General features: G+C 65.6%; 19 protein-coding genes and 1 tRNA gene. 19 read left to right on the top strand and 1 reads right to left on the bottom strand.

Going from position 1 to position 19,062, the window contains the following annotated elements:
* Positions 1-105 precede the first annotated feature (105 nt).
* The 6 genes from ftsK to cysG all read left to right on the top strand — a co-directional run bounded on the left by ftsK (position 106) and on the right by cysG (position 7,847).
* The gene (ftsK, locus tag NAV27_RS12700) at positions 106-2,562 is read left to right on the top strand and encodes a DNA translocase FtsK (protein WP_177313849.1); all 2,457 of its coding nucleotides are present in this window, start codon (positions 106-108) and stop codon (positions 2,560-2,562) included.
* Positions 2,563-2,579: 17 nt separating this feature from the next.
* The gene (gene lolA, locus NAV27_RS12705; protein WP_102828640.1) at positions 2,580-3,206 is read left to right on the top strand and encodes an outer membrane lipoprotein periplasmic chaperone LolA; all 627 of its coding nucleotides are present in this window, start codon (positions 2,580-2,582) and stop codon (positions 3,204-3,206) included.
* 59 nt (positions 3,207-3,265) lie between these two features.
* On the top strand, positions 3,266-4,591 hold the full coding sequence (locus NAV27_RS12710; protein WP_102828639.1) for a replication-associated recombination protein A: 1,326 nt from the start codon (positions 3,266-3,268) through the stop codon (positions 4,589-4,591).
* Positions 4,588-4,962 (top strand): fluoride efflux transporter CrcB, encoded by a 375-nt coding sequence (gene crcB, locus NAV27_RS12715; protein WP_102828638.1) that lies wholly within the window; start codon positions 4,588-4,590, stop codon positions 4,960-4,962. The genes NAV27_RS12710 and crcB overlap by 4 nt, the downstream gene beginning before the upstream one ends.
* Positions 4,963-5,033: 71 nt before the next feature.
* Positions 5,034-6,314 carry a serine--tRNA ligase gene (gene serS, locus NAV27_RS12720; RefSeq protein WP_008570803.1) on the top strand — a complete coding sequence of 427 codons (1,281 nt, stop codon included), beginning with the start codon at positions 5,034-5,036 and terminating at the stop codon, positions 6,312-6,314.
* 144 nt (positions 6,315-6,458) lie between these two features.
* Positions 6,459-7,847: a siroheme synthase CysG gene (cysG, locus tag NAV27_RS12725; protein WP_102828637.1), complete on the top strand. Its 1,389-nt coding sequence runs from the start codon at positions 6,459-6,461 to the stop codon at positions 7,845-7,847.
* Between the two features lie 54 nt (positions 7,848-7,901).
* Here the strand turns inward: cysG and NAV27_RS12730 are convergent.
* Positions 7,902-7,991: transfer RNA gene (locus NAV27_RS12730), tRNA-Ser, on the bottom strand.
* Between the two features lie 119 nt (positions 7,992-8,110).
* Here NAV27_RS12730 and NAV27_RS12735 point away from each other — a divergent pair.
* From NAV27_RS12735 to NAV27_RS12795, 13 genes are all read left to right on the top strand, one after another.
* A complete protein-coding gene (locus NAV27_RS12735) occupies positions 8,111-8,779 on the top strand; it encodes a Bax inhibitor-1/YccA family protein (RefSeq protein ID WP_008570805.1) in 669 nt (222 codons plus the stop codon).
* Between the two features lie 91 nt (positions 8,780-8,870).
* Positions 8,871-9,263, top strand: a complete 393-nt coding sequence (gene tusD, locus NAV27_RS12740) for a sulfurtransferase complex subunit TusD (RefSeq protein WP_102828636.1) — start codon at positions 8,871-8,873, stop codon at positions 9,261-9,263.
* Entirely contained in the window at positions 9,263-9,622 is a 360-nt protein-coding gene (gene tusC / locus NAV27_RS12745; protein ID WP_054094845.1) for a sulfurtransferase complex subunit TusC, read from the top strand. Before tusD ends, tusC begins: the two co-directional genes overlap by 1 nt.
* Positions 9,622-9,924 (top strand): sulfurtransferase complex subunit TusB, encoded by a 303-nt coding sequence (gene tusB / locus NAV27_RS12750; protein WP_003290026.1) that lies wholly within the window; start codon positions 9,622-9,624, stop codon positions 9,922-9,924. Before tusC ends, tusB begins: the two co-directional genes overlap by 1 nt.
* Positions 9,921-10,256, top strand: coding sequence for a TusE/DsrC/DsvC family sulfur relay protein (locus NAV27_RS12755; RefSeq protein ID WP_102828635.1), 336 nt, complete (start codon positions 9,921-9,923; stop codon positions 10,254-10,256). Before tusB ends, NAV27_RS12755 begins: the two co-directional genes overlap by 4 nt.
* Positions 10,253-11,236: a glycosyl transferase family protein gene (locus tag NAV27_RS12760; RefSeq protein ID WP_102828634.1), complete on the top strand. Its 984-nt coding sequence runs from the start codon at positions 10,253-10,255 to the stop codon at positions 11,234-11,236. Before NAV27_RS12755 ends, NAV27_RS12760 begins: the two co-directional genes overlap by 4 nt.
* An 85-nt stretch (positions 11,237-11,321) precedes the next feature.
* Complete coding sequence (locus tag NAV27_RS12765) at positions 11,322-12,338, top strand: glutathione S-transferase family protein (protein ID WP_102828633.1); 1,017 nt, start codon at positions 11,322-11,324, stop codon at positions 12,336-12,338.
* Between the two features lie 122 nt (positions 12,339-12,460).
* Positions 12,461-12,898, top strand: coding sequence for a YqaA family protein (locus NAV27_RS12770; RefSeq protein WP_008570812.1), 438 nt, complete (start codon positions 12,461-12,463; stop codon positions 12,896-12,898).
* Positions 12,899-12,971: 73 nt separating this feature from the next.
* On the top strand, positions 12,972-14,027 hold the full coding sequence (locus tag NAV27_RS12775) for an AraC family transcriptional regulator (protein ID WP_102828632.1): 1,056 nt from the start codon (positions 12,972-12,974) through the stop codon (positions 14,025-14,027).
* Between the two features lie 159 nt (positions 14,028-14,186).
* Positions 14,187-14,954 (top strand): SDR family NAD(P)-dependent oxidoreductase, encoded by a 768-nt coding sequence (locus NAV27_RS12780; protein WP_102828631.1) that lies wholly within the window; start codon positions 14,187-14,189, stop codon positions 14,952-14,954.
* 13 nt (positions 14,955-14,967) lie between these two features.
* Positions 14,968-16,152, top strand: coding sequence for an acetyl-CoA C-acyltransferase (locus tag NAV27_RS12785; RefSeq protein WP_102828630.1), 1,185 nt, complete (start codon positions 14,968-14,970; stop codon positions 16,150-16,152).
* Positions 16,153-16,162: 10 nt separating this feature from the next.
* The gene (locus NAV27_RS12790; RefSeq protein ID WP_102828629.1) at positions 16,163-17,296 is read left to right on the top strand and encodes an acyl-CoA dehydrogenase; all 1,134 of its coding nucleotides are present in this window, start codon (positions 16,163-16,165) and stop codon (positions 17,294-17,296) included.
* Between the two features lie 106 nt (positions 17,297-17,402).
* A complete protein-coding gene (locus NAV27_RS12795) occupies positions 17,403-19,022 on the top strand; it encodes a long-chain fatty acid--CoA ligase (protein ID WP_102828628.1) in 1,620 nt (539 codons plus the stop codon).
* Positions 19,023-19,062 lie beyond the last annotated feature (40 nt).

A 19,062-nucleotide genomic window follows, 5' to 3' on the forward strand; every position in this document is an offset into this window, starting at 1 on the left:
GCTGCGAAAACCGGCGTTTATGCTACACCGAAGCATCGCCAAAAGCCCAAGCCGGCGCGGAACCGGCATGCGATCGAACCGACAAACCCGTACAATGCCGAGATTCTGGCTGACTACGGTTCATCGAGGCGCCGCAGGCGCAGGAAATACAGCGTTTTGAAGAATTCCTCCTCTACTGCGCCAGCAGTCGTCTGGCGCCAGCAGTTGCATTACCGCCTGAAGGAGGGCGCACTGATCGCCCTGGGTGCCCTATGTGCCTACCTCTGGATGGCGTTGCTCACCTACGATCCATCCGATCCGGGCTGGACCCACACCAGCAATGTTCAGCAGGTGCAGAACGCCGCCGGCCGAGCCGGTGCCTGGTTCGCCGATGTGCTGTTCATGGTGCTGGGCTACTTCGCCTATGTGTTCCCGTTGTTGCTGGGAGTCAAAACCTGGCAGGTGTTCCGCGCGCGGCATGAGGCCTGGCGGTGGAATGGCTGGCTGTTTTCCTGGCGGTTGATCGGCCTGGTGATTCTGATCCTTTCCGGCTCGGCGCTGGCCTATATCCATTTCCAGTCAGCCGAAGGGCTGCCGGCCTCATCCGGGGGCGCACTGGGCGAAAGTCTGGGTCAGTTCGCGGTTCTCGCGCTGAACGTGCAGGGCAGCACGCTCGCTCTGCTGGCGTTGTTCCTGTTCGGTCTGACCGTCTTTACCGATCTGTCGTGGTTCAAGGTCATGGACCTGACAGGCAAGATCACGCTGGATCTCATCGAGCTGATCCAGAGCTTCTTCAGCCGCTGGTGGAACGCCCGCGCCGAACGCAAGCAGCTGGTCGCGCAGTTGCGCGAGGTCGACGACGTGGTGAGCGAAGTGGCCGCGCCGATGGTTCGTGACCGTCGCGAGCAGGCCAAGGTCAAGGAACGCATCATCGAGCGTGACGAGGCGCTGGCCCGGCACATGAGCGAGCGCGACAAGCGCGTCGCGCCGGTGATCGCACCGCCACCACCGCCGAAAGCCTCCGAGCCGAGCAAGCGCGTGCTCAAGGAAAAGCAGGCCACGCTGTTCGTCGATCCACTGGTCGAAGGCAGTTTGCCGCCGATCTCGCTGCTCGACGCGGCCGAGAAGCAGCAGAAGCAGTATTCGCCGGAATCCCTCGAAGCGATGTCGCGGCTGCTGGAGATCAAGCTCAAGGAATTCGGCGTCGAGGTGGTCGTCGAGTCCGTGCATCCGGGGCCGGTGATCACTCGCTTCGAAATTCAGCCGGCGGCGGGCGTCAAGGTCAGTCGTATCTCCAACCTGGCCAAGGACCTGGCGCGCTCGCTGGCGGTGATCAGCGTGCGGGTGGTGGAAGTGATTCCCGGCAAGACCACCGTCGGCATCGAGATTCCCAACGAGGACCGCCAGATCGTGCGCTTCTCCGAGGTGCTGTCGTCGGCGCCGTATGACGACGCCAAGTCGCCGGTCACCCTGGCGCTCGGTCACGATATCGGCGGTAAGCCGGTCATCGCCGATCTGGCGAAGATGCCGCACCTGTTGGTGGCCGGTACTACTGGCTCCGGTAAGTCGGTAGGGGTTAACGCGATGATTCTGTCGATCCTGTTCAAGTCCACGCCCGAAGAGGCGCGGCTGATCATGATCGATCCGAAGATGCTCGAGCTGTCGATCTACGAGGGTATCCCGCACTTGCTCTGCCCGGTGGTCACCGACATGAAGGAGGCCGCCAATGCGTTGCGCTGGAGCGTCGCCGAGATGGAGCGGCGCTACAAGCTGATGGCGGCGATGGGCGTGCGTAACCTGGCTGGCTTCAATCGCAAGATCAAGGAAGCCGAGGAAGCGGGCACACCGCTGACCGATCCGCTGTTCCGCCGCGAGAGCATGGACGACCAGCCGCCGCTGCTGAAGGCGCTGCCGACCATCGTCGTGGTCGTCGACGAATTCGCCGATATGATGATGATCGTCGGCAAGAAGGTCGAAGAGCTGATTGCGCGTATCGCCCAGAAGGCACGTGCGGCGGGCATCCACCTGATCCTCGCCACCCAGCGGCCGTCGGTCGACGTGATCACCGGCCTGATCAAGGCGAACATTCCGACCCGCATGGCGTTTCAGGTCTCGAGCAAGATCGACTCGCGCACCATTCTCGACCAGGGCGGCGCCGAACAACTGCTCGGCCACGGCGACATGCTCTACCTGCCGCCGGGCACCGGCCTGCCGATCCGCGTGCATGGCGCCTTCGTCTCCGATGACGAAGTGCACCGTGTGGTCGAAGCCTGGAAGGCCCGTGGCGCACCGGATTACATCGAAGAAATCCTCGTTGGCGTGGAAGAGTCCGGCAGTGGCTTTGACGGCGGCGCAGGCGAGGGCGGTGGCGAAGGTAGCGAGGAGGACCCGCTGTACGACGAGGCCGTGCGCTTCGTTACCGAAAGCCGCCGCGCGTCGATTTCCGCTGTGCAGCGCAAGTTGAAGATCGGTTACAACCGCGCCGCGCGGATGATCGAGGCCATGGAAATGGCTGGCGTGGTGACTTCCATGAACACCAATGGCTCGCGCGAAGTCATCGCGCCGCCACCTATGCGCGATTGACTCGCTTCGAGGGCTTCATGCAATTGATCCGTTTGCTGTGTGCATCCGTCCTGCTGGTCGCGCTGGCCCCGGCGCATGCCGACCAGGCTGCATCGACCAAGCGACTCACCGGGCTGCTCAGCCAGGCCGAGACTCTGACCGGGCGCTTCTCCCAGCTGTCACTCGATGGTAGCGGCACCCAACTGCAGGAAACCTCCGGCGAGCTGGCGCTCAAGCGCCCCGGACAGTTTCGCTGGCATACCGACGCGCCGATGGAGCAGCTGCTGGTCTCCAACGGCGAAAAGGTCTGGCTGTATGACCCGGACCTGGAGCAGGTCACCATCCAGAAGCTCGACCAGCGCCTGACCCATACGCCGGCGCTGCTGCTGTCGGGCGACGTATCGACCATCAGCGAGAACTTCGAGGTCACCCACAAGGAAGCGGGCGATGTGGTCGACTTCACGCTCAAGCCCAAGGCCAAGGACACGTTGTTCGACAACCTGCGCCTGTCGTTCCGCGGCGGCGTGATCAACGACATGCAGCTGATCGACAGCGTCGGACAGCGCACCAACATCCTGTTCATGGGCGTGAAGATGAACCAGCCGCTGAAGGCCGATCTGTTCACCTTCGAGATTCCCGAAGGCGCCGACGTCATTTCCGAGTGACCGGCCGTTTCCCGAGGCCCGAATGTTCCGGGCCTTGCCAGCAGAGGTAGCCGTCCGCGATGGACCTGTTCAGCCGCGAACCTGTTGCCCAGCCGCTCGCCGCGCGGTTGCGCCCGGCCAGCCTCGACGAGTACGTCGGGCAGGAGCATTTGCTCGCGCGTGGTAAGCCGCTGCGTGAGGCGCTGGAGCAGGGCGCCTTGCATTCGATGGTGTTCTGGGGGCCGCCGGGTGTCGGCAAGACCACGCTGGCCCGGCTGCTGGCCAAGGTTTCCGACGCGCATTTCGAGACGGTTTCGGCGGTGCTGGCCGGGGTCAAGGAGATTCGCCAGGCCGTAGAGATCGCCAAGCAGCAGGCAGCGCAGTACGGCCGGCGCACGATCCTGTTCGTCGACGAGGTGCATCGCTTCAACAAATCGCAGCAGGATGCGTTTCTGCCCTACGTGGAAGACGGCACGCTGATTTTCATCGGTGCCACCACGGAAAATCCTTCCTTCGAGCTGAACAACGCACTGCTCTCGCGGGCGCGCGTCTATGTGCTCAGGAGCCTCGACGAAGCTGCGCTGCGTAAGCTGGTCGGGCGGGCGCTGAACGAGCCGAAGGGGCTTGGCGATCTGCATCTCGAACTGCCGGAAGAGAGCTTCCAGATGCTGCTGGCGGCTGCCGATGGCGATGGCCGCCGCCTGCTCAACCTGCTGGAGAATGCCTCGGATCTGGCCGAGGAGGGCGGTTCGATCGGGCCCGACCTGCTGCGGGATCTGCTCGGCGATAGTCGCCGGCGCTTCGACAAGGGCGGCGAGGCGTTCTACGACCAGATCTCGGCGTTGCACAAATCGGTGCGCGGGTCCAACCCGGACGCCGCGCTCTATTGGTTCGCGCGCATGCTCGATGGCGGCTGCGATCCGCTGTACATCGCCCGCCGCGTGGTGCGCATGGCCAGCGAGGAAATCGGTAACGCCGATCCGCGGGCGCTGCCACTGTGCCTGAACGCCTGGGACGTGCAGGAGCGCCTGGGCAGCCCGGAGGGCGAGCTGGCGGTGGCGCAGGCGATCGTCTATCTCGCCTGCGCGCCCAAGAGCAACGCCGTCTACACCGCGTTCAAGGCCGCCATGCGCGATGCTGCCGAGAACGGCTCGCAGGAGGTGCCGCTGCACCTGCGTAACGCCCCGACCCGATTGATGAAGGACCTGGGGTACGGCAACGAGTACCGCTACGCCCACGACGAGCCGGACGCCTATGCCGCGGGCGAGGATTACTTCCCCGAGGCGATGGAGCCGCGCCGCTATTACCAGCCGGTTCCGCGCGGGCTGGAAAGCAAGATTCGCGACAAGCTCGAACATTTGGCGCGGCTCGATCGCGAAAGTCCGCTGCAACGGAGAAAGCCATGATCCGCATGGTTCTGGCCGTCACCTGTGGCGGCGTGATCGGCACGCTGCTGCGCTTTGCCATCTCCACCTGGGTCAGCACCCAGTGGCCGCGGCAGTTCTATCTGGCCACGCTGGCGGTCAATCTCATCGGGTGCCTGCTGATCGGCTATCTCTACGCGACCTTTCTGCTGCGCCCGGAGATCTCGCCGGAGTTGCGGGGAGCACTGATCATCGGCTTTCTCGGCGCGCTGACGACTTTCTCCAGCTTCTCGCTGGATGCCTTGCGGCTGCTGGAGAGCGGGCAGATCGCAATCGCCTTCGGCTATCTCGCTTGCAGCGTACTCGGCGGCCTGCTGGCAGCCTGGGTCGGGCTGGCGCTGGCAAGGTTATGAACCCGCGCGGCTTCAAGTAAACTCCGTTCCCTATTTGCCTTTCATCCAAGCTTTCACAGACGAGACTCACCATGCTTGATTCGAAACTGGTACGCACACAGCTACAGGACGTGGCGGCCCGCCTGGCCACCCGCGGCTACCAGCTGGACGTGGCGCGCATCGAGGCGCTGGAAGCCCAGCGCAAGGTGGTGCAGACCCGCACCGAGCAACTGCAGGCCGAGCGCAATGCGCGCTCCAAATCCATCGGCCAGGCCAAGCAGCGCGGCGAAGACATCGCGCCACTGCTCGCCGACGTGGATCGCATGGGCTCGGAGCTCGAATCCGGCAAGCAGGAGCTGGACCGCATCCAGGGCGAGTTGGATCAGCTGATGCTCAGCATTCCCAACCTGCCGCACGAGTCGGTACCGGTCGGCGAGGATGAAGAGGGGAACGTCGAGGTACGTCGCTGGGGTACGCCGACGGCCTTCGACTTCCCCGTGCAGGATCATGTCGCGCTAGGCGAGCAGCATGGCTGGCTGGACTTCGAGACCGCCGCCAAGCTTTCCGGTGCCCGTTTCGCCCTCATGCGCGGGCCGATCGCTCGCCTGCACCGCGCGCTGGCGCAGTTCATGATTGACCTGCACACCCGTGAACACGGCTACGAAGAGGCCTACACGCCTTATCTCGTGCAGGCTCCGGCGCTGCAAGGCACCGGCCAGTTGCCGAAGTTCGAGGAAGACCTGTTCAAGATCAGCCGCGAAGGCGAGGCCGATTTCTACCTGATCCCGACCGCCGAGGTCTCGCTGACCAATATCGTCGCTGGTGAGATTCTCGATGCCAAAGAGCTGCCGCTGAAGCTCGTCGCGCACACGCCGTGCTTTCGCAGCGAGGCCGGTGCGTCCGGACGCGACACCCGCGGCATGATCCGCCAGCACCAGTTCGACAAGGTCGAGATGGTGCAGATCGTCGAGCCGTCGAAATCCTTCGAGGCGCTGGAGAGCCTGACTGCCAACGCCGAGAAAGTCCTGCAGCTGCTGGGCCTGCCGTACCGCGTGCTGGCGCTGTGCACCGGCGACATGGGCTTCGGTGCGACCAAGACCTACGATCTCGAGGTCTGGGTGCCGAGCCAGGACAAGTACCGCGAGATTTCCTCGTGCTCCAACTGCGGCGACTTCCAGGCGCGGCGCATGCAGGCGCGCTATCGCAACCCGGAGACCGGCAAGCCGGAGCTGGTGCACACCCTCAACGGCTCCGGCCTTGCCGTGGGGCGCACGCTGGTCGCGGTGCTGGAAAACTACCAGCAGGCCGACGGCAGCATCCGCGTGCCGGATGTGCTCAAGCCGTACATGGGCGGTATCGAGCTCATCGGCTAAGCCTCGCGCAGATGGGTGCGGACGCCGCGCGATCCCCGCGTGGCGTTGCGGCAAATGGCCCATCCTTGATTTTCGACAGGGGCAGGCCGATGCCGATCGGCTCAGATGCCCCTATCTACTGAGCTGAAATCGGGATCGAGCCGCATGGATTACCTTCCTCTGTTCCACAATCTCCAGGGCCGTCTGGTTCTGGTCGTCGGCGGTGGCGATATCGCCTTGCGCAAGGCGCGGCTGCTGTCCGAGGCCGGCGCGGTTCTACGGGTGGTTGCGCCACAGCTCGATCCGCAGCTGGTCGCGCTGGTGGAGCAGCAGGGCGGCACGATCGCGCCGCGTGGCTATGCCGACGGCGACCTGGCTGGCTGCGTGCTGGCGATTGCCGCCACTGACGACCAGCCGCTCAATGCGCGTGTCTCGCAGGATGCCCGCGCGCTGGGCGTACCGGTCAACGTGGTGGATTCGCCCGAGTTGTGCAGCGTGATCTTTCCGGCCATCGTCGATCGCTCGCCGCTGGTGATCGCCGTTTCCAGCGGTGGCGATGCTCCGGTGCTGGCCCGATTGATCCGTGCGCGTATCGAAACCTGGATTCCGGCGGCCTATGGTCAGCTCGCCGGGTTGGCCAAGCAGTTTCGTGCCCAGGTCAAGGCGAGGTTTTCCGACGTCCAGCAGCGCCGGGTGTTCTGGGAGGAGGCGTTCCAGGGGCCCATCGCCGAACAGGCGCTGGCCGGTCGCACCGCCGAGGCCGAGCGCCTGCTGGCGGAGAAACTCGCCGGTGCCGCGCCGCGGGCACTGGGCGAGGTCTACCTGGTCGGCGCCGGTCCGGGCGATCCCGATCTGCTGACCTTTCGTGCGCTGCGGCTGATGCAGCAGGCCGACGTAGTGCTTTACGACCGCCTGGTGGCGCCGGCGATCGTCGACCTGTGCCGGCGCGACGCCGACCGCATCTACGTCGGTAAGCAGCGCTCCGAGCATGCGGTGCCGCAGGACCAGATCAACCAAAAGCTCGTCGAGCTGGCCCGGCAGGGCAAGCGCGTGCTGCGTCTGAAGGGCGGTGATCCGTTCATCTTCGGTCGTGGCGGCGAGGAGATCGAAGAACTGGCCGCCAACGGCGTGCCGTTCCAGGTGGTCCCGGGCATCACGGCGGCCAGCGGTTGCGCCGCCTACGCGGGGATTCCGCTGACCCATCGCGACCATGCGCAATCGGTGCGCTTCGTTACTGGCCATCTCAAGGACGGCACCTGCGATCTGCCGTGGACGGAGCTGGCGGCGCCGGCGCAGACGCTGGTGTTCTACATGGGGCTGGTCGGGTTGCCGATGATCTGCCGCGAACTGATCGCGCACGGCCGCGCTGCGCACACGCCCGCCGCACTGGTGCAGCAGGGCACGACGCGCACCCAGCGGGTGTTCACCGGCACGCTGGCCGAACTGCCGGAGCTGATCGCCGCGCAGGAAGTGCAGGCACCGACTCTGCTGATCGTCGGCGAGGTGGTGCAGTTGCGTGAAAAGCTGGCCTGGTTCGAAGGTGCCGAGGCCTGACGCTCGCCAGAAATGAAAAAGCCCCGGATTACCGGGGCTTTTTCATCATGCAGATGGCGGAGGCGGTGAGATTCGAACTCACGGAAGAGTCTCCCCTTCGGCGGTTTTCAAGACCGCTGCCTTCAACCACTCGGCCACACCTCCGCATGAAGCGGGCGCCATAGTACCGGATCGAAACACACTGTCAAACACTGCGCGTCAAACTGCTCCCGGTGCTCTGTTATAGTCGCCGACGAATCGTTTTCATCCTCGGGAGTGTCGCCATGCACGAACACGAATACGCGCTTAGCCACACGCAGGTCGAACAGCGCGAAGTCAGCAAGGTCCTGCGCAACACCTATGGCCTGCTGGCCATGACGCTGGCCTTCAGCGGCCTGATCGCATATCTCGCCATGCAGGCCAACGCCGCGTATCCGAACATCTTCGTGGTGCTGATCGGCTTCTACGGCCTGTTCTTCCTGACCGCCAAACTGCGCAACTCGGCCTGGGGCCTGGTTTCCACCTTCGCCCTGACCGGTTTCATGGGCTATACCCTCGGTCCGGTGCTGAACATGTATCTGGGCCTGAGCAACGGCGGCGAGCTGATCAGCTCGGCACTGTCGATGACAGCGCTGGTGTTCTTCGGCTTGTCGGCCTATGTGCTGATCACCCGTAAGGACATGAGCTTCCTCAGCGGCTTCATCACTGCAGGCTTCTTCGTTCTGCTCGGCGCCATGCTGGCCGGCTTCTTCTTCGAGATCACCGGGCTGCAACTGGCGATCAGTGCCGGCTTCGTGCTGTTCTCCTCGGCCTGCATTCTGTTCCAGACCAGCGCGATCATCCACGGCGGCGAGCGTAACTACATCATGGCCACCATCGGCCTGTACGTTTCGCTGTACAACCTGTTCCTCAGCCTGCTGCAGCTGCTGGGCATCTTCGGCGGCGACGACTGATCGCGCGCCGGATCGATGGAGCCCGCTTCGGCGGGCTTTTTCGTTTTTGCGGCTCGCGTATCATGTCGGCCCAGCAACCCACTGGTGAGCCATGAAATTCGCGATCGCCCTGTTTTCTCCTCCCCATGCGCCGGCCTCGCGCCGCGCCTTGCGCTTTGCCGAAGCGGTGCTGGCCGGCGGACATGACATCGTTCGGCTGTTCTTCTATCAGGACGGGGTACACAGCGCGTCGGCCAACATCGTGACCGCCCAGGACGAGCTGGATGTCGCTGGTGAGTGGAGTCGCTTCATCGCTGCACATCAGCTGGACGGCGTGGTGTGCATCGCCGCCGGCCTGCGCCGTGGTGTGCTGGACGAGCAGGAGGCGCGCCGCTATGCGCGCGCTGCGGCCAACCTGGCCGCGGGCTGGGAGCTTTCCGGTCTGGGTCAGCTGCACGAGGCGGCGCAACAGGCCGACCGTCTGATCTGCTTTGGAGGTGACTGATGGCGCGTTCGATGCTGATCATCAGCCGTCAGTCGCCCTGGTCCGGGCCGGGCTCGCGTGAGGCGCTGGATATCGTGCTGGCCGGTGGCGCGTTCGAGCTGCCGCTGGGCTTGCTGTTCCTCGACGACGGCGTGTTCCAGCTGGTGCCGGGGCAGCAGGCCGCGTGCCTGCAGCAGAAAGACCTCGGTGCCAACCTGCAGGCCTTGTCGCTGTTCGGCGTCGAGGCGCTCTACGTCGCCTCGCGCAGTCTTGCCGAGCGCGGCCTGGAGGGGCAGCCGCTGAGCCTGCCGGTAGAGCCGCTCGACGATGCTGGCCTGCGCGCACTCATCAATCGCTACGACCATGTGATCACTCTCTGATGGCGACCCTGCACGTTCTTTCCGCTTCACCTTTCGCCAGCGACCATTTCGCCGGCTGCCTGCCACTGCTCGGCGCGGGCGATGGCCTGCTGCTTTGCGGCGATGCCGTGTATGCGCTGCGGGCAGCCACGGGCCAGCGTCGCCAGCTCGAACAGCTTGCGGCAGACGTTACGCTGTATGCCCTGGCCGAAGATGTCGAGGCTCGCGCGCTCGGCGAACTGCCTGCGCGGGTGGCGCTGCTCGATTACCCGGGCTTCGTCGAACTCTGCGGCCGCTTCGAGCGGGTCAACAGCTGGTTATGAGCGTGCTGAACGTGAACGACCGGCGCATCGAGCTGGACGACGATGGCTACCTGCGCGATCTCGCCGAATGGAACGAGGACGTGGCCCGGGCGCTCGCCGAGCGCGAAGGACTGGTGCTCGAAGCCGCGCATTGGGAAGTCATCCATCTGCTGCGCGATTTCTATCGCGAGTTCCAGTTGTCGCCGGCCACCCGGCCGCTGATCAAATACGTCGCGCTCAAACTGGGTGCGGAAAAAGGCAACAGCCTGCACCTCAATCGTCTATTCAACGGCACCCCCGCCAAGCTGGCTGCCAAGCTGGCGGGGCTGCCCAAACCGAGCAATTGTCTATGAGTCTGGTCACCCCTGTAGAGCATCCGTTCGCCGTTTTCGTGCGCATTCTTGGCAAGGGCAAGCGGGGCGCGCGCGACCTGACCCGCGAGGAGGCCCGCGAAGCGATGGGCATGCTGCTCGATGGTCAGGTCGAGGAGGCCCAGCTCGGCGCCTTTCTCATGCTGCTGCGGCACAAGGAAGAGAGCGCCGAGGAGCTGGCCGGCTTCACCGATGCGGTGCGCGCGCGGGTGGGCGAGCAGAATATTACGGTCGATCTCGACTGGCCGAGCTACGCCGGCAAGAAGCGCCACCTGCCGTGGTACCTGCTCGCGGCGAAATGCCTCGCTGGTAACGGTGTACGCATCCTGATGCATGGCGGCGGCGCGCATACCGCCGGGCGCCTCTACAGCGAGCAACTGCTCGAAGTGCTCGGCATTGCGCGCTGTGCCAGCTGGCAGGAGGTGGGGGCCGCGCTCGATCGCGACCGCCTGGCCTTCATCCCGCTCGGCGCCTGGATGCCGACGCTGCAGCGCATGATCGACCTGCGCAACGTGCTCGGCCTGCGCTCGCCGGTCCACTCGCTGGCGCGCATCCTCAATCCGCTGAATGCGCGCTGCGGGTTGCAGAGCATCTTTCATCCCGGCTATCAGGACACCCACCGGGAGGCGAGCCGGCTGCTGGGCGACCACGCCATCGTGATCAAGGGGGAGGGCGGGGAGATCGAGATCAACCCGGACAACATTTCCCATCTGTACGGCGCCACCGCCGGCCAGGCCTGGGACGAGGAGTGGCCGGCGCAATCGGCGCAACGCCATGTCAAGCCTACGATGCTCGAGCCGCAGCACCTGCTCGACGTCTGGCATGGCGGCGCCAGCGACGCCTACGGCGAGCTGGCCGTGGTGTCGAGTATGGCGCTGGGCCTGCGCGGGCTCGGGCATCCGCGTGAGGCGGCGTTCGAGCTGGCGCAACGCTACTGGGCGCAGCGCAATTCATCGAACTGACGGATCGGTTAGACCAAGCATTCGGTCCCATCGACCGAACCATCATCTCTAGAGTGCTTCCTAATAGAAACAACTGGAGGCACGAATGGGATTGTTGATCGATGGCCAGTGGCATGACCGCTGGTATGAAAGCCGCGACGGACGTTTCGAGCGCGAGCAGGCCAAGCGCCGTCACTGGATCACCGCGGACGGTAAGCCGGCTGCCGATGGGCAGCCGGGATTCAAGGCCGAGGCCGGGCGCTACCACCTGTATGTTTCGCTTGCCTGTCCCTGGGCACACCGCACGCTGATCTACCGCAAGATCAAGGGGCTCGAAAGCCTGATCGACGTCTCGGTGGTGAGCTGGCTGATGGCCGACCAAGGCTGGACGTTCGACCGCAGCACCGGCTCCAGCGGCGATGCGCTGGACGACGATCGCTACCTGCACCAGCGCTACACCCGAGACGATCCGCGTTACAACGGCCGCGTGACGGTACCGCTGCTGTGGGATCGCAAGCAGCAGCGCATCGTCAACAACGAATCCTCCGAGCTGATCCGCATCTTCAACAGCGCGTTCGACCACCTGACCGGATCGTCGCTCGATCTCTATCCTCAACCGCTGCGCGGCGAGATCGATGCGCTCAACGCGCGTATCTACCCGGCGGTCAACAACGGTGTCTACCGGGCTGGCTTTGCTACCAGCCAGGAAGCTTATGAAGAGGCCTTCGCGCTGGTATTCAGCACGCTGGACTGGCTGGAGCGTCGCCTCGACAAGTTGCGCTATCTGACCGGTGAGTACCTGACCGAGGCCGACTGGCGACTGTTCACCACGCTCATCCGCTTCGACGCGGTGTATCACGGCCACTTCAAGTGCAATCTGCGGCGCATCGAGGACTATCCGAACCTCTCCAACTGGCTGCGCGAGCTGTACCAGTGGCCGGGGATCGCCGACACGGTGGATTACCGCCATATCAAGGGGCATTACTACCAGAGCCATCGGCAGATCAACGGCAACGGCATCGTGCCGCAAGGCCCGGCGCTGCAACTGGAGCGCGCGCATGATCGCGAGCGCCTGCCGGGCCTGGGCATCTTCAATCGGTCGACTGCGGCCGTTTTGGCCTGAGTGAGACGGCTGCGCAAACGGCCAATTCCCTCGTGAGATAGCGTCCATCCGCCGTCGGGGCGGCGCGGCGGCGATGCACCGTGCATACTGCGCGGCCAAGCAAGGGTGGATGGACGCGATCGATGTGGGGGCTTTCCGGCTATCTCGGCCTTTTTCTGGCGGCGTTCGGTGCGGCGACGCTGCTGCCGATGCAGTCCGAGGCGCTGCTGGCGGGCTTGCTGCTGTCGGAGCGCTATGCCGTCTGGGGGGTGCTGGCGGTGGCCAGCGCCGGCAACGTGCTCGGCTCGCTGGTGAACTGGCTGCTGGGGCGCTATGTCGAGCGGTTTCGCCACAAGCGCTGGTTTCCGGTCAACGAACGGCAGCTGACCCGTGCACAGCAGCACTATCACCGCTACGGCCGCTGGACCTTGCTGCTCAGCTGGATGCCGATCATCGGCGACCCGCTGACGCTGGTGGCAGGGATGATGCGCGAGCCGCTGTGGAGCTTCGTGCTGATCGTCGCGTTGGCCAAGACGACGCGTTATCTGATGGTGGTCGGCCTGACTCTGGGCTGGATGTGACGGACGTCGGGTTGGAAACCGCAGCTGACTGAACGATGATCCCGTGCGACGTCCAGCGGATACCTCGGCACGCATGACCCACGCACCGTCCTCGACCACACGCCTTACCGTTACGCAACGTGACAGCATCTCCGTGCGCCTGGTGCGCGAGGCGCTGCTCGCGTTCGAGCGCGCCGATCTGTCGGGCGCGCAGCTGCTGGCCGAGCTGGGCCTCGATCCGGCCTGTCTGCGCGAGCTGGACGGGCGCATCGACGTGCGCGACTACACGCGGCTGTGGCTCGGGCTGGCGCAGCGATTCGATGACGAATTGTTCGGCATGGATCCGCGTCGGCTGCGTTCCGGCAGTTTTGCCTTCATCAGCCGCTGCTGTATCCAGCAACCCACGCTGGAAAAGGCCTTGCAGCAGGCGCTGAGCTTCTTCGGCCTGGAACTGGAGAGCTTTCGCGGCAAGCTGATCCGCAGCCAGAGCCTGGCCGAGATCGTGCTGCGCGAGCGCGCCGCCGAGCCCGCACGGGCGTTCTGCTATTTCACGTTCTGGATGTTGCTGCACGGACTGGCCTGCTGGCTGGTGGGCCGGCGCATCCCCTTGCTGGCGGTGGAATTGCGCTGCGCCGAGCCGGAGTACACCGACGACTACCGGGTCATGTTTTCCGACAACCTGCGCTTCGCGCGTCCCTCGACGCGCATCATCTTCGCCGCCGAAGTGCTCGATCTGCCGGTCCGGCGCAGCGAAGCCGAGCTGCACAGTTTCCTTGCCGAGGCGCCGGCGAACATCCTGGTGCGCTATCGCGATCATTCCAGCCTGGCCAGCCGCATCCGCCAGCAGCTGCGCCATCTGCCGGCGGAGCAGTGGCCCGATGCGGCGACGCTGGCGCAGCGCCTGTGCATGTCTGCCTCGACGTTGCGCCGCCGGCTGGCCGAAGCGGGCCAGCCCTACCAGACCATCAAGGACGGACTGCGTCAGGAGATGGCCACGCAGTGGTTGGCCGATGCCAGCGTCAGCTACGGCGAGATCGCCGAGCGGCTCGGGTTCGCCGATGTCAGCTCGTTCTACAAGGCGTTTCGCAAGTGGACGGGCAGCAATCCTGGCCACTACCGCAACCTCATTCTGGCGCCGACGCAGCATTGAACGTACGCACCGGCAGCACCCGTCGCCGTTGTGATTGCCCTTTGCCATTGGCCAAAACGCTCAGGCAGGTTGAGTAGATCGGCCATTGCCGCTCTCGTGTCGCTGTCTAAAGATGAATCCCGGCTTCGCACCGAATAACAACAAGCACGGGAGAGAGCCATGCAGATTCGCGACAGGGTATTCCTCATCAGCGGTGGCGCTTCGGGGCTTGGTGCCGCCGCGGCGCAGGCGCTGGTCGAGGCGGGTGGCAGCGTGGTGCTGGCCGATCTCGACGAGGCGGCGGCCATTGCCCAGGCCGAAGCGCTCGGCGCCTGCGCGCTCGGCGTGCAGGCCGACATCCGCGACGAACAGGCCGCGCGCCACGCGGTGACGACGGCCCGCCAGCACTTCGGTGCGCTGCACGGGTTGGTCAACTGCGCCGGGGTCGCCGGAGGCGAGAAAATCCTCGGCCGCCACGGCCCGCACGGCCTCGACAGTTTCAGTCGCATCGTCGGCATCAACCTGATCGGCACCTTCAACATGCTGCGCCTGGCCGCCGAAGCGATGGCCGAGAACGCGCCGGATGCCAACGGCGAGCGCGGCGTGATCATCAATACCGCGTCCATCGCGGCCTACGACGGACAGATCGGCCAGGCAGCCTATGCGGCGTCCAAGGGCGGCGTCGTCAGCCTGACCCTGCCGGCCGCCCGCGAGCTGGCGCGCTTCGGTATCCGCGTGATGACCATCGCCCCCGGCGTGTTCGAGACGCCGATGATGGCCGGCATGACCCAGGAAATCCGCGATTCGCTGGCCGCCGGCGTGCCGTTCCCGCCACGTCTGGGCCGCCCCGCCGAATACGCCGCGCTGGTGCGGCACATCTTCGAAAACAGCATGCTCAACGGCGAGGTGATCCGTCTCGACGGCGCCTTGCGCATGGCCGCCAAATAAAAAGGAAATGCACATGAAAGATGATCCGATCGTAATCGTCAGCAGCGCGCGCACGCCGATGGGCGGCTTCCAGGGTGACCTGCTGGGCATGACCGCGCCGCAGCTCGGCGCGGCGGCAATTCGCGCTGCGGTGGAACGCAGCGGCCTGCCGCCGGAGAACGTCCAGGACGTGCTGATGGGCTGTGTGCTGCCGGCCGGGCAGGGCCAGGCGCCGGCGCGGCAGGCGGCGTTGGGCGCCGGGCTGACCCGCGCCACCACCTGCACCACGGTGAACAAGATGTGCGGTTCGGGCATGCAGACGGTGATCCTGGCGAACGACCAGCTGCTCGCCGGCAGCGCCGACATCGTCGTCGCCGGCGGCATGGAGAGCATGTCCAATGCGCCGTATTTGCTCGACCGCGCCCGCGGCGGCTATCGCATGGGGCATGGTCGGGTGCTCGATCACATGTTCCTCGACGGTCTCGAGGACTCCTTCGACAAGGGCCGGCTGATGGGCTCGTTCGCCGAAGAATGCGCCGATACCTTCGGCTTCAGCCGCGAGGCGCAGGACGCCTACGCACTGGAGTCGCTGCGCCGGGCGCAGGCGGCGATCGCCGAAGGCCGTTTCGCCGAGGAAATCGTCACCCTGGAAGTCACCCAGGGCAAACAGCAACGCACGGTTCGCGACGACGAGCAGCCGCCCAAAGCCATGCCGGAGAAGATCCCGAGCCTGAAGCCGGCGTTCCGCGAAGGCGGTACGGTGACCGCTGCGAACTCCAGTTCGATTTCCGACGGCGCCGCCGCGCTGCTGCTGATGCGCCGCTCCGAAGCCGAGCGCTGGGGGCTGCAGCCGCAGGCGGTGATCCACGGCCACGCGGCGCATGCCGATGCGCCAAACCTGTTCACCACCGCGCCGATTGGGGCGATCCGCAAGCTGATGGAGCGCACCGGCTGGCGCCTCGAAGACGTCGATCTGTTCGAGATCAACGAAGCCTTCGCCGTGGTGGCGATGGTGGCGATGCGCGAGCTGGGGCTGGATCACGCCAAGGTCAACGTCAACGGCGGCGCCTGCGCGCTGGGGCATCCGGTGGGCGCGTCCGGTGCGCGCATTCTGGTCACGCTGCTGGCCGCCCTGCGCGCGCGCGGTTTGCGGCGGGGCGTAGCGGCGATCTGCATCGGCGGTGGCGAGGCCACGGCGATGGCTGTCGAGCTGATCTGAGGAGGCGCCCATGCTGCCCAACGAAGACCAGTGCGCCATCGCCGAGATGGCGCGGCAGTTTGCCGAAGAACGGCTAAAACCCTTCGCCGAGCAGTGGAGTCGCGAGCACCGCTTTCCGGCGGAGGCCATTGGCGAGATGGCCGCGCTGGGCTTCTTTGGCATGTTGGTGCCGGAGCAGTGGGGCGGTAGCGATACCGGCTACCTGGCGTACGCCATGGCGCTGGAGGAAATCGCTGCCGGCGACGGTGCCTGCTCGACCATCATGAGCGTGCACAACTCGGTGGGCTGCGTACCGATCCTGCGCTTCGGCACCGACCAGCAGAAGCGCGACTTCCTCATGCCGCTGGCACGCGGTGAGCAGATCGGCGCCTTCGCCCTGACCGAGCCGCAGGCCGGCTCCGATGCCAGCAGCCTGCGTACCCGTGCCCGGCGCGACGGCGATCATTACGTGCTCAACGGCGCCAAGCAGTTCATCACCTCCGGCAAGCATGCCGGCACGGTGATCGTCTTTGCGGTGACGGACCCGGACGCCGGCAAGCGCGGCATCAGTGCCTTTATCGTGCCCACCGACAGCCCCGGCTATCAGGTGGTACGGGTCGAGGACAAGCTCGGCCAGCACGCCTCGGATACCTGCCAGATCGCCTTTGAGGACCTGCGTGTGCCGGTCGCCAACCGGTTGGGCGAGGAGGGTGAGGGCTACCGCATCGCCCTGGCCAACCTGGAAGGCGGCCGCATCGGCATCGCCGCCCAGGCGGTGGGCATGGCCCGCGCCGCCTTCGAAGCGGCGCGCGACTACGCCAGGGAGCGCGAAACCTTCGGCAAGCCGATCATCGAGCACCAGGCGGTGGCCTTCCGCCTGGCCGACATGGCGACCCAGATAGCCGTGGCGCGGCAGATGGTGCATCACGCCGCGGCGCTGCGCGAGGCCGGACGGCCGGCATTGGTGGAGGCCTCGATGGCCAAGCTGTTCGCCTCGGAGATGGCTGAGAAGGCCTGCTCGGCGGCGATCCAGACGCTCGGCGGTTACGGCTACCTGGCCGACTTCCCGGTGGAGCGCATCTACCGCGATGTGCGGGTCTGCCAGATCTACGAGGGCACCAGCGACATCCAGCGCCTGGTCATCGCCCGCAACCTGGGAGAGTGAGCGAAGCGTCATGCGGCGCGGCGAACCGCCGTGCCGGGCACAGCCGGGAACGCCGGCCACCTGAAAATAACAACAAGACGAGGTAGGAAACATGCAAACAGGCTTGATGCAGAACGCGCCCCTGTTGATCAGTGGCATCCTCGCCCACGCCGCACGCGCCCACGCCGATCGCGAGATTGTCTCGCGGCTGGTCGGCGAACCGCTCTGGCGTTATGACTACGCCGGCCTTGCCAGCCGCGCCGCGCAGGCCGCCACGATGCTGCGCGGCCTCGGCATCGAGGCAGGCGACTGTGTGTCGTCGCTGGCGTGGAACACCCATCGTCATTACGAGCTGTTCTTCGCGGTGCCGGGTATCGGCGCGGTGCTGCATACCGCCAATCCACGGCTGTCGGATGAGCAGATCGTCTACACCATCAACCACGCCGGCAGCCAGGTGCTGCTGTTCGACAGCTCCTTCGCCGAATGCGTCGCTAGGTTGCGGCCGCGGCTGGACAACATCCGGCATTTCATCGAGCTGGCAGTCCACCCTGTTTCCGCAATGGCCGACGTGCAGGGCTATGAGCGACTGATCGCCGCCGCCGCGCCGCTGGACTGGCCGCAGTTCGACGAGAACTCCGGCGCCGTGCTCTGTTACACCTCCGGCACCACCGGCGATCCCAAGGGTGTGCTGTACAGCCACCGTTCCGTGGTGCTGCATGCGATGGCAGCGGGGCTGTCCGGTGCCTTCGGCCTGTCCGCTTTCGATTGCATCATGCCGTGCTCGTCGCTCTACCACGGCACCGCCTGGGGCCTGCCGTACGCCGCGGCGATCAATGGCTGCAAGTTCGTCCTGCCGTGCGACAGGATGGACGGCCCGAGTCTGCAGGAGCTTATCCAGAGCGAAGGCGTGACCATTTCCGGTGGCGTGCCGACCATCTGGACCATGTACCTGACCCATCTTGAGCGCAGCGGTGAGGACGCCGGCACGCTCGCGCGGCTGGTGATCGGCGGCTCCGCGGTGCCCCGTGCGATGGCGGAAACCTTCCAGACCCGTTACGGCGTTGCGGTCTGCCAGCTCTGGGGCATGACCGAAACCAGCCCGTTGGGGGTGGTGGCCACGCCGACGCCCAGATTGGCCGGGCGTGGCCCGCAGGCCGTCAACGATACCGTCTGGACGCGCCAGGGGCGTTTGCAGTTCGGCATCGAACTGCGGGTGGTGGACGAACAGGGCCACGAGCTGCCACGCGACGGCGTCAGTGCCGGTCGTCTCAAGGTGCGCGGTCCGTGGACGGTGGAACGTTACTACCGGAGCGAAACCAGTGCGCTGGACGAAGACGGCTGGTTCGATACCGGCGACATCGCCACGCTGGACGCCGATGGCTTCATGCGCATCACCGATCGCAGCAAGGACGTGATCAAGTCCGGCGGCGAGTGGGTCAGCTCCATCGATATCGAGAACGTTGCCGCCGCGTGTCCCGGCGTGAAGGTCGCGGCCGTGGTCGGCGTGTTCCATCCGAAATGGGAGGAGCGCCCGTTGCTGGTGATCGAGCCGCATGCTGACGCCGAGGTCACCGCCGAATCGGTCCTCGCGCACCTGGAGCCGAACATCGTCAAGTGGTGGATGCCCGATGCGGTGGTCTTCGACGCCGTGCCGCTGACCGCCACCGGCAAGATCGACAAGAAAGTGCTGCGCGAGCGCTACCGCGACCATCTGCTGGACAAGCCGCTGAATGCAGCGAACCAGTAGTCGCCGCCGCAGGGTGCTGTCGCGTCGACGTGGAGCGCCT

Origin of the sequence: Stutzerimonas degradans (genome assembly GCF_024448505.1) — a bacterium.
Lineage (GTDB): Bacteria > Pseudomonadota > Gammaproteobacteria > Pseudomonadales > Pseudomonadaceae > Stutzerimonas > Stutzerimonas degradans.

What these genes read in the sequence shown, in the direction of transcription:
- NAV27_RS12785 (WP_102828630.1), top strand. Translation starts at nt 14,968, where the DNA reads ATGAAAGATGATCCGATCGTAATCGTCAGCAGCGCGCGCACGCCGATG.
- tusC (WP_054094845.1), top strand. Translation starts at nt 9,263, where the DNA reads ATGGCGCGTTCGATGCTGATCATCAGCCGTCAGTCGCCCTGGTCCGGG.
- crcB (WP_102828638.1), top strand. Translation starts at nt 4,588, where the DNA reads ATGATCCGCATGGTTCTGGCCGTCACCTGTGGCGGCGTGATCGGCACG.
- tusD (WP_102828636.1), top strand. Translation starts at nt 8,871, where the DNA reads ATGAAATTCGCGATCGCCCTGTTTTCTCCTCCCCATGCGCCGGCCTCG.
- tusB (WP_003290026.1), top strand. Translation starts at nt 9,622, where the DNA reads ATGGCGACCCTGCACGTTCTTTCCGCTTCACCTTTCGCCAGCGACCAT.
- NAV27_RS12755 (WP_102828635.1), top strand. Translation starts at nt 9,921, where the DNA reads ATGAGCGTGCTGAACGTGAACGACCGGCGCATCGAGCTGGACGACGAT.
- NAV27_RS12710 (WP_102828639.1), top strand. Translation starts at nt 3,266, where the DNA reads ATGGACCTGTTCAGCCGCGAACCTGTTGCCCAGCCGCTCGCCGCGCGG.
- lolA (WP_102828640.1), top strand. Translation starts at nt 2,580, where the DNA reads ATGCAATTGATCCGTTTGCTGTGTGCATCCGTCCTGCTGGTCGCGCTG.
- NAV27_RS12790 (WP_102828629.1), top strand. Translation starts at nt 16,163, where the DNA reads ATGCTGCCCAACGAAGACCAGTGCGCCATCGCCGAGATGGCGCGGCAG.
- cysG (WP_102828637.1), top strand. Translation starts at nt 6,459, where the DNA reads ATGGATTACCTTCCTCTGTTCCACAATCTCCAGGGCCGTCTGGTTCTG.
- NAV27_RS12795 (WP_102828628.1), top strand. Translation starts at nt 17,403, where the DNA reads ATGCAGAACGCGCCCCTGTTGATCAGTGGCATCCTCGCCCACGCCGCA.
- NAV27_RS12760 (WP_102828634.1), top strand. Translation starts at nt 10,253, where the DNA reads ATGAGTCTGGTCACCCCTGTAGAGCATCCGTTCGCCGTTTTCGTGCGC.
- NAV27_RS12735 (WP_008570805.1), top strand. Translation starts at nt 8,111, where the DNA reads ATGCACGAACACGAATACGCGCTTAGCCACACGCAGGTCGAACAGCGC.
- NAV27_RS12780 (WP_102828631.1), top strand. Translation starts at nt 14,187, where the DNA reads ATGCAGATTCGCGACAGGGTATTCCTCATCAGCGGTGGCGCTTCGGGG.
- serS (WP_008570803.1), top strand. Translation starts at nt 5,034, where the DNA reads ATGCTTGATTCGAAACTGGTACGCACACAGCTACAGGACGTGGCGGCC.
- NAV27_RS12775 (WP_102828632.1), top strand. Translation starts at nt 12,972, where the DNA reads ATGACCCACGCACCGTCCTCGACCACACGCCTTACCGTTACGCAACGT.
- NAV27_RS12765 (WP_102828633.1), top strand. Translation starts at nt 11,322, where the DNA reads ATGGGATTGTTGATCGATGGCCAGTGGCATGACCGCTGGTATGAAAGC.
- NAV27_RS12770 (WP_008570812.1), top strand. Translation starts at nt 12,461, where the DNA reads ATGTGGGGGCTTTCCGGCTATCTCGGCCTTTTTCTGGCGGCGTTCGGT.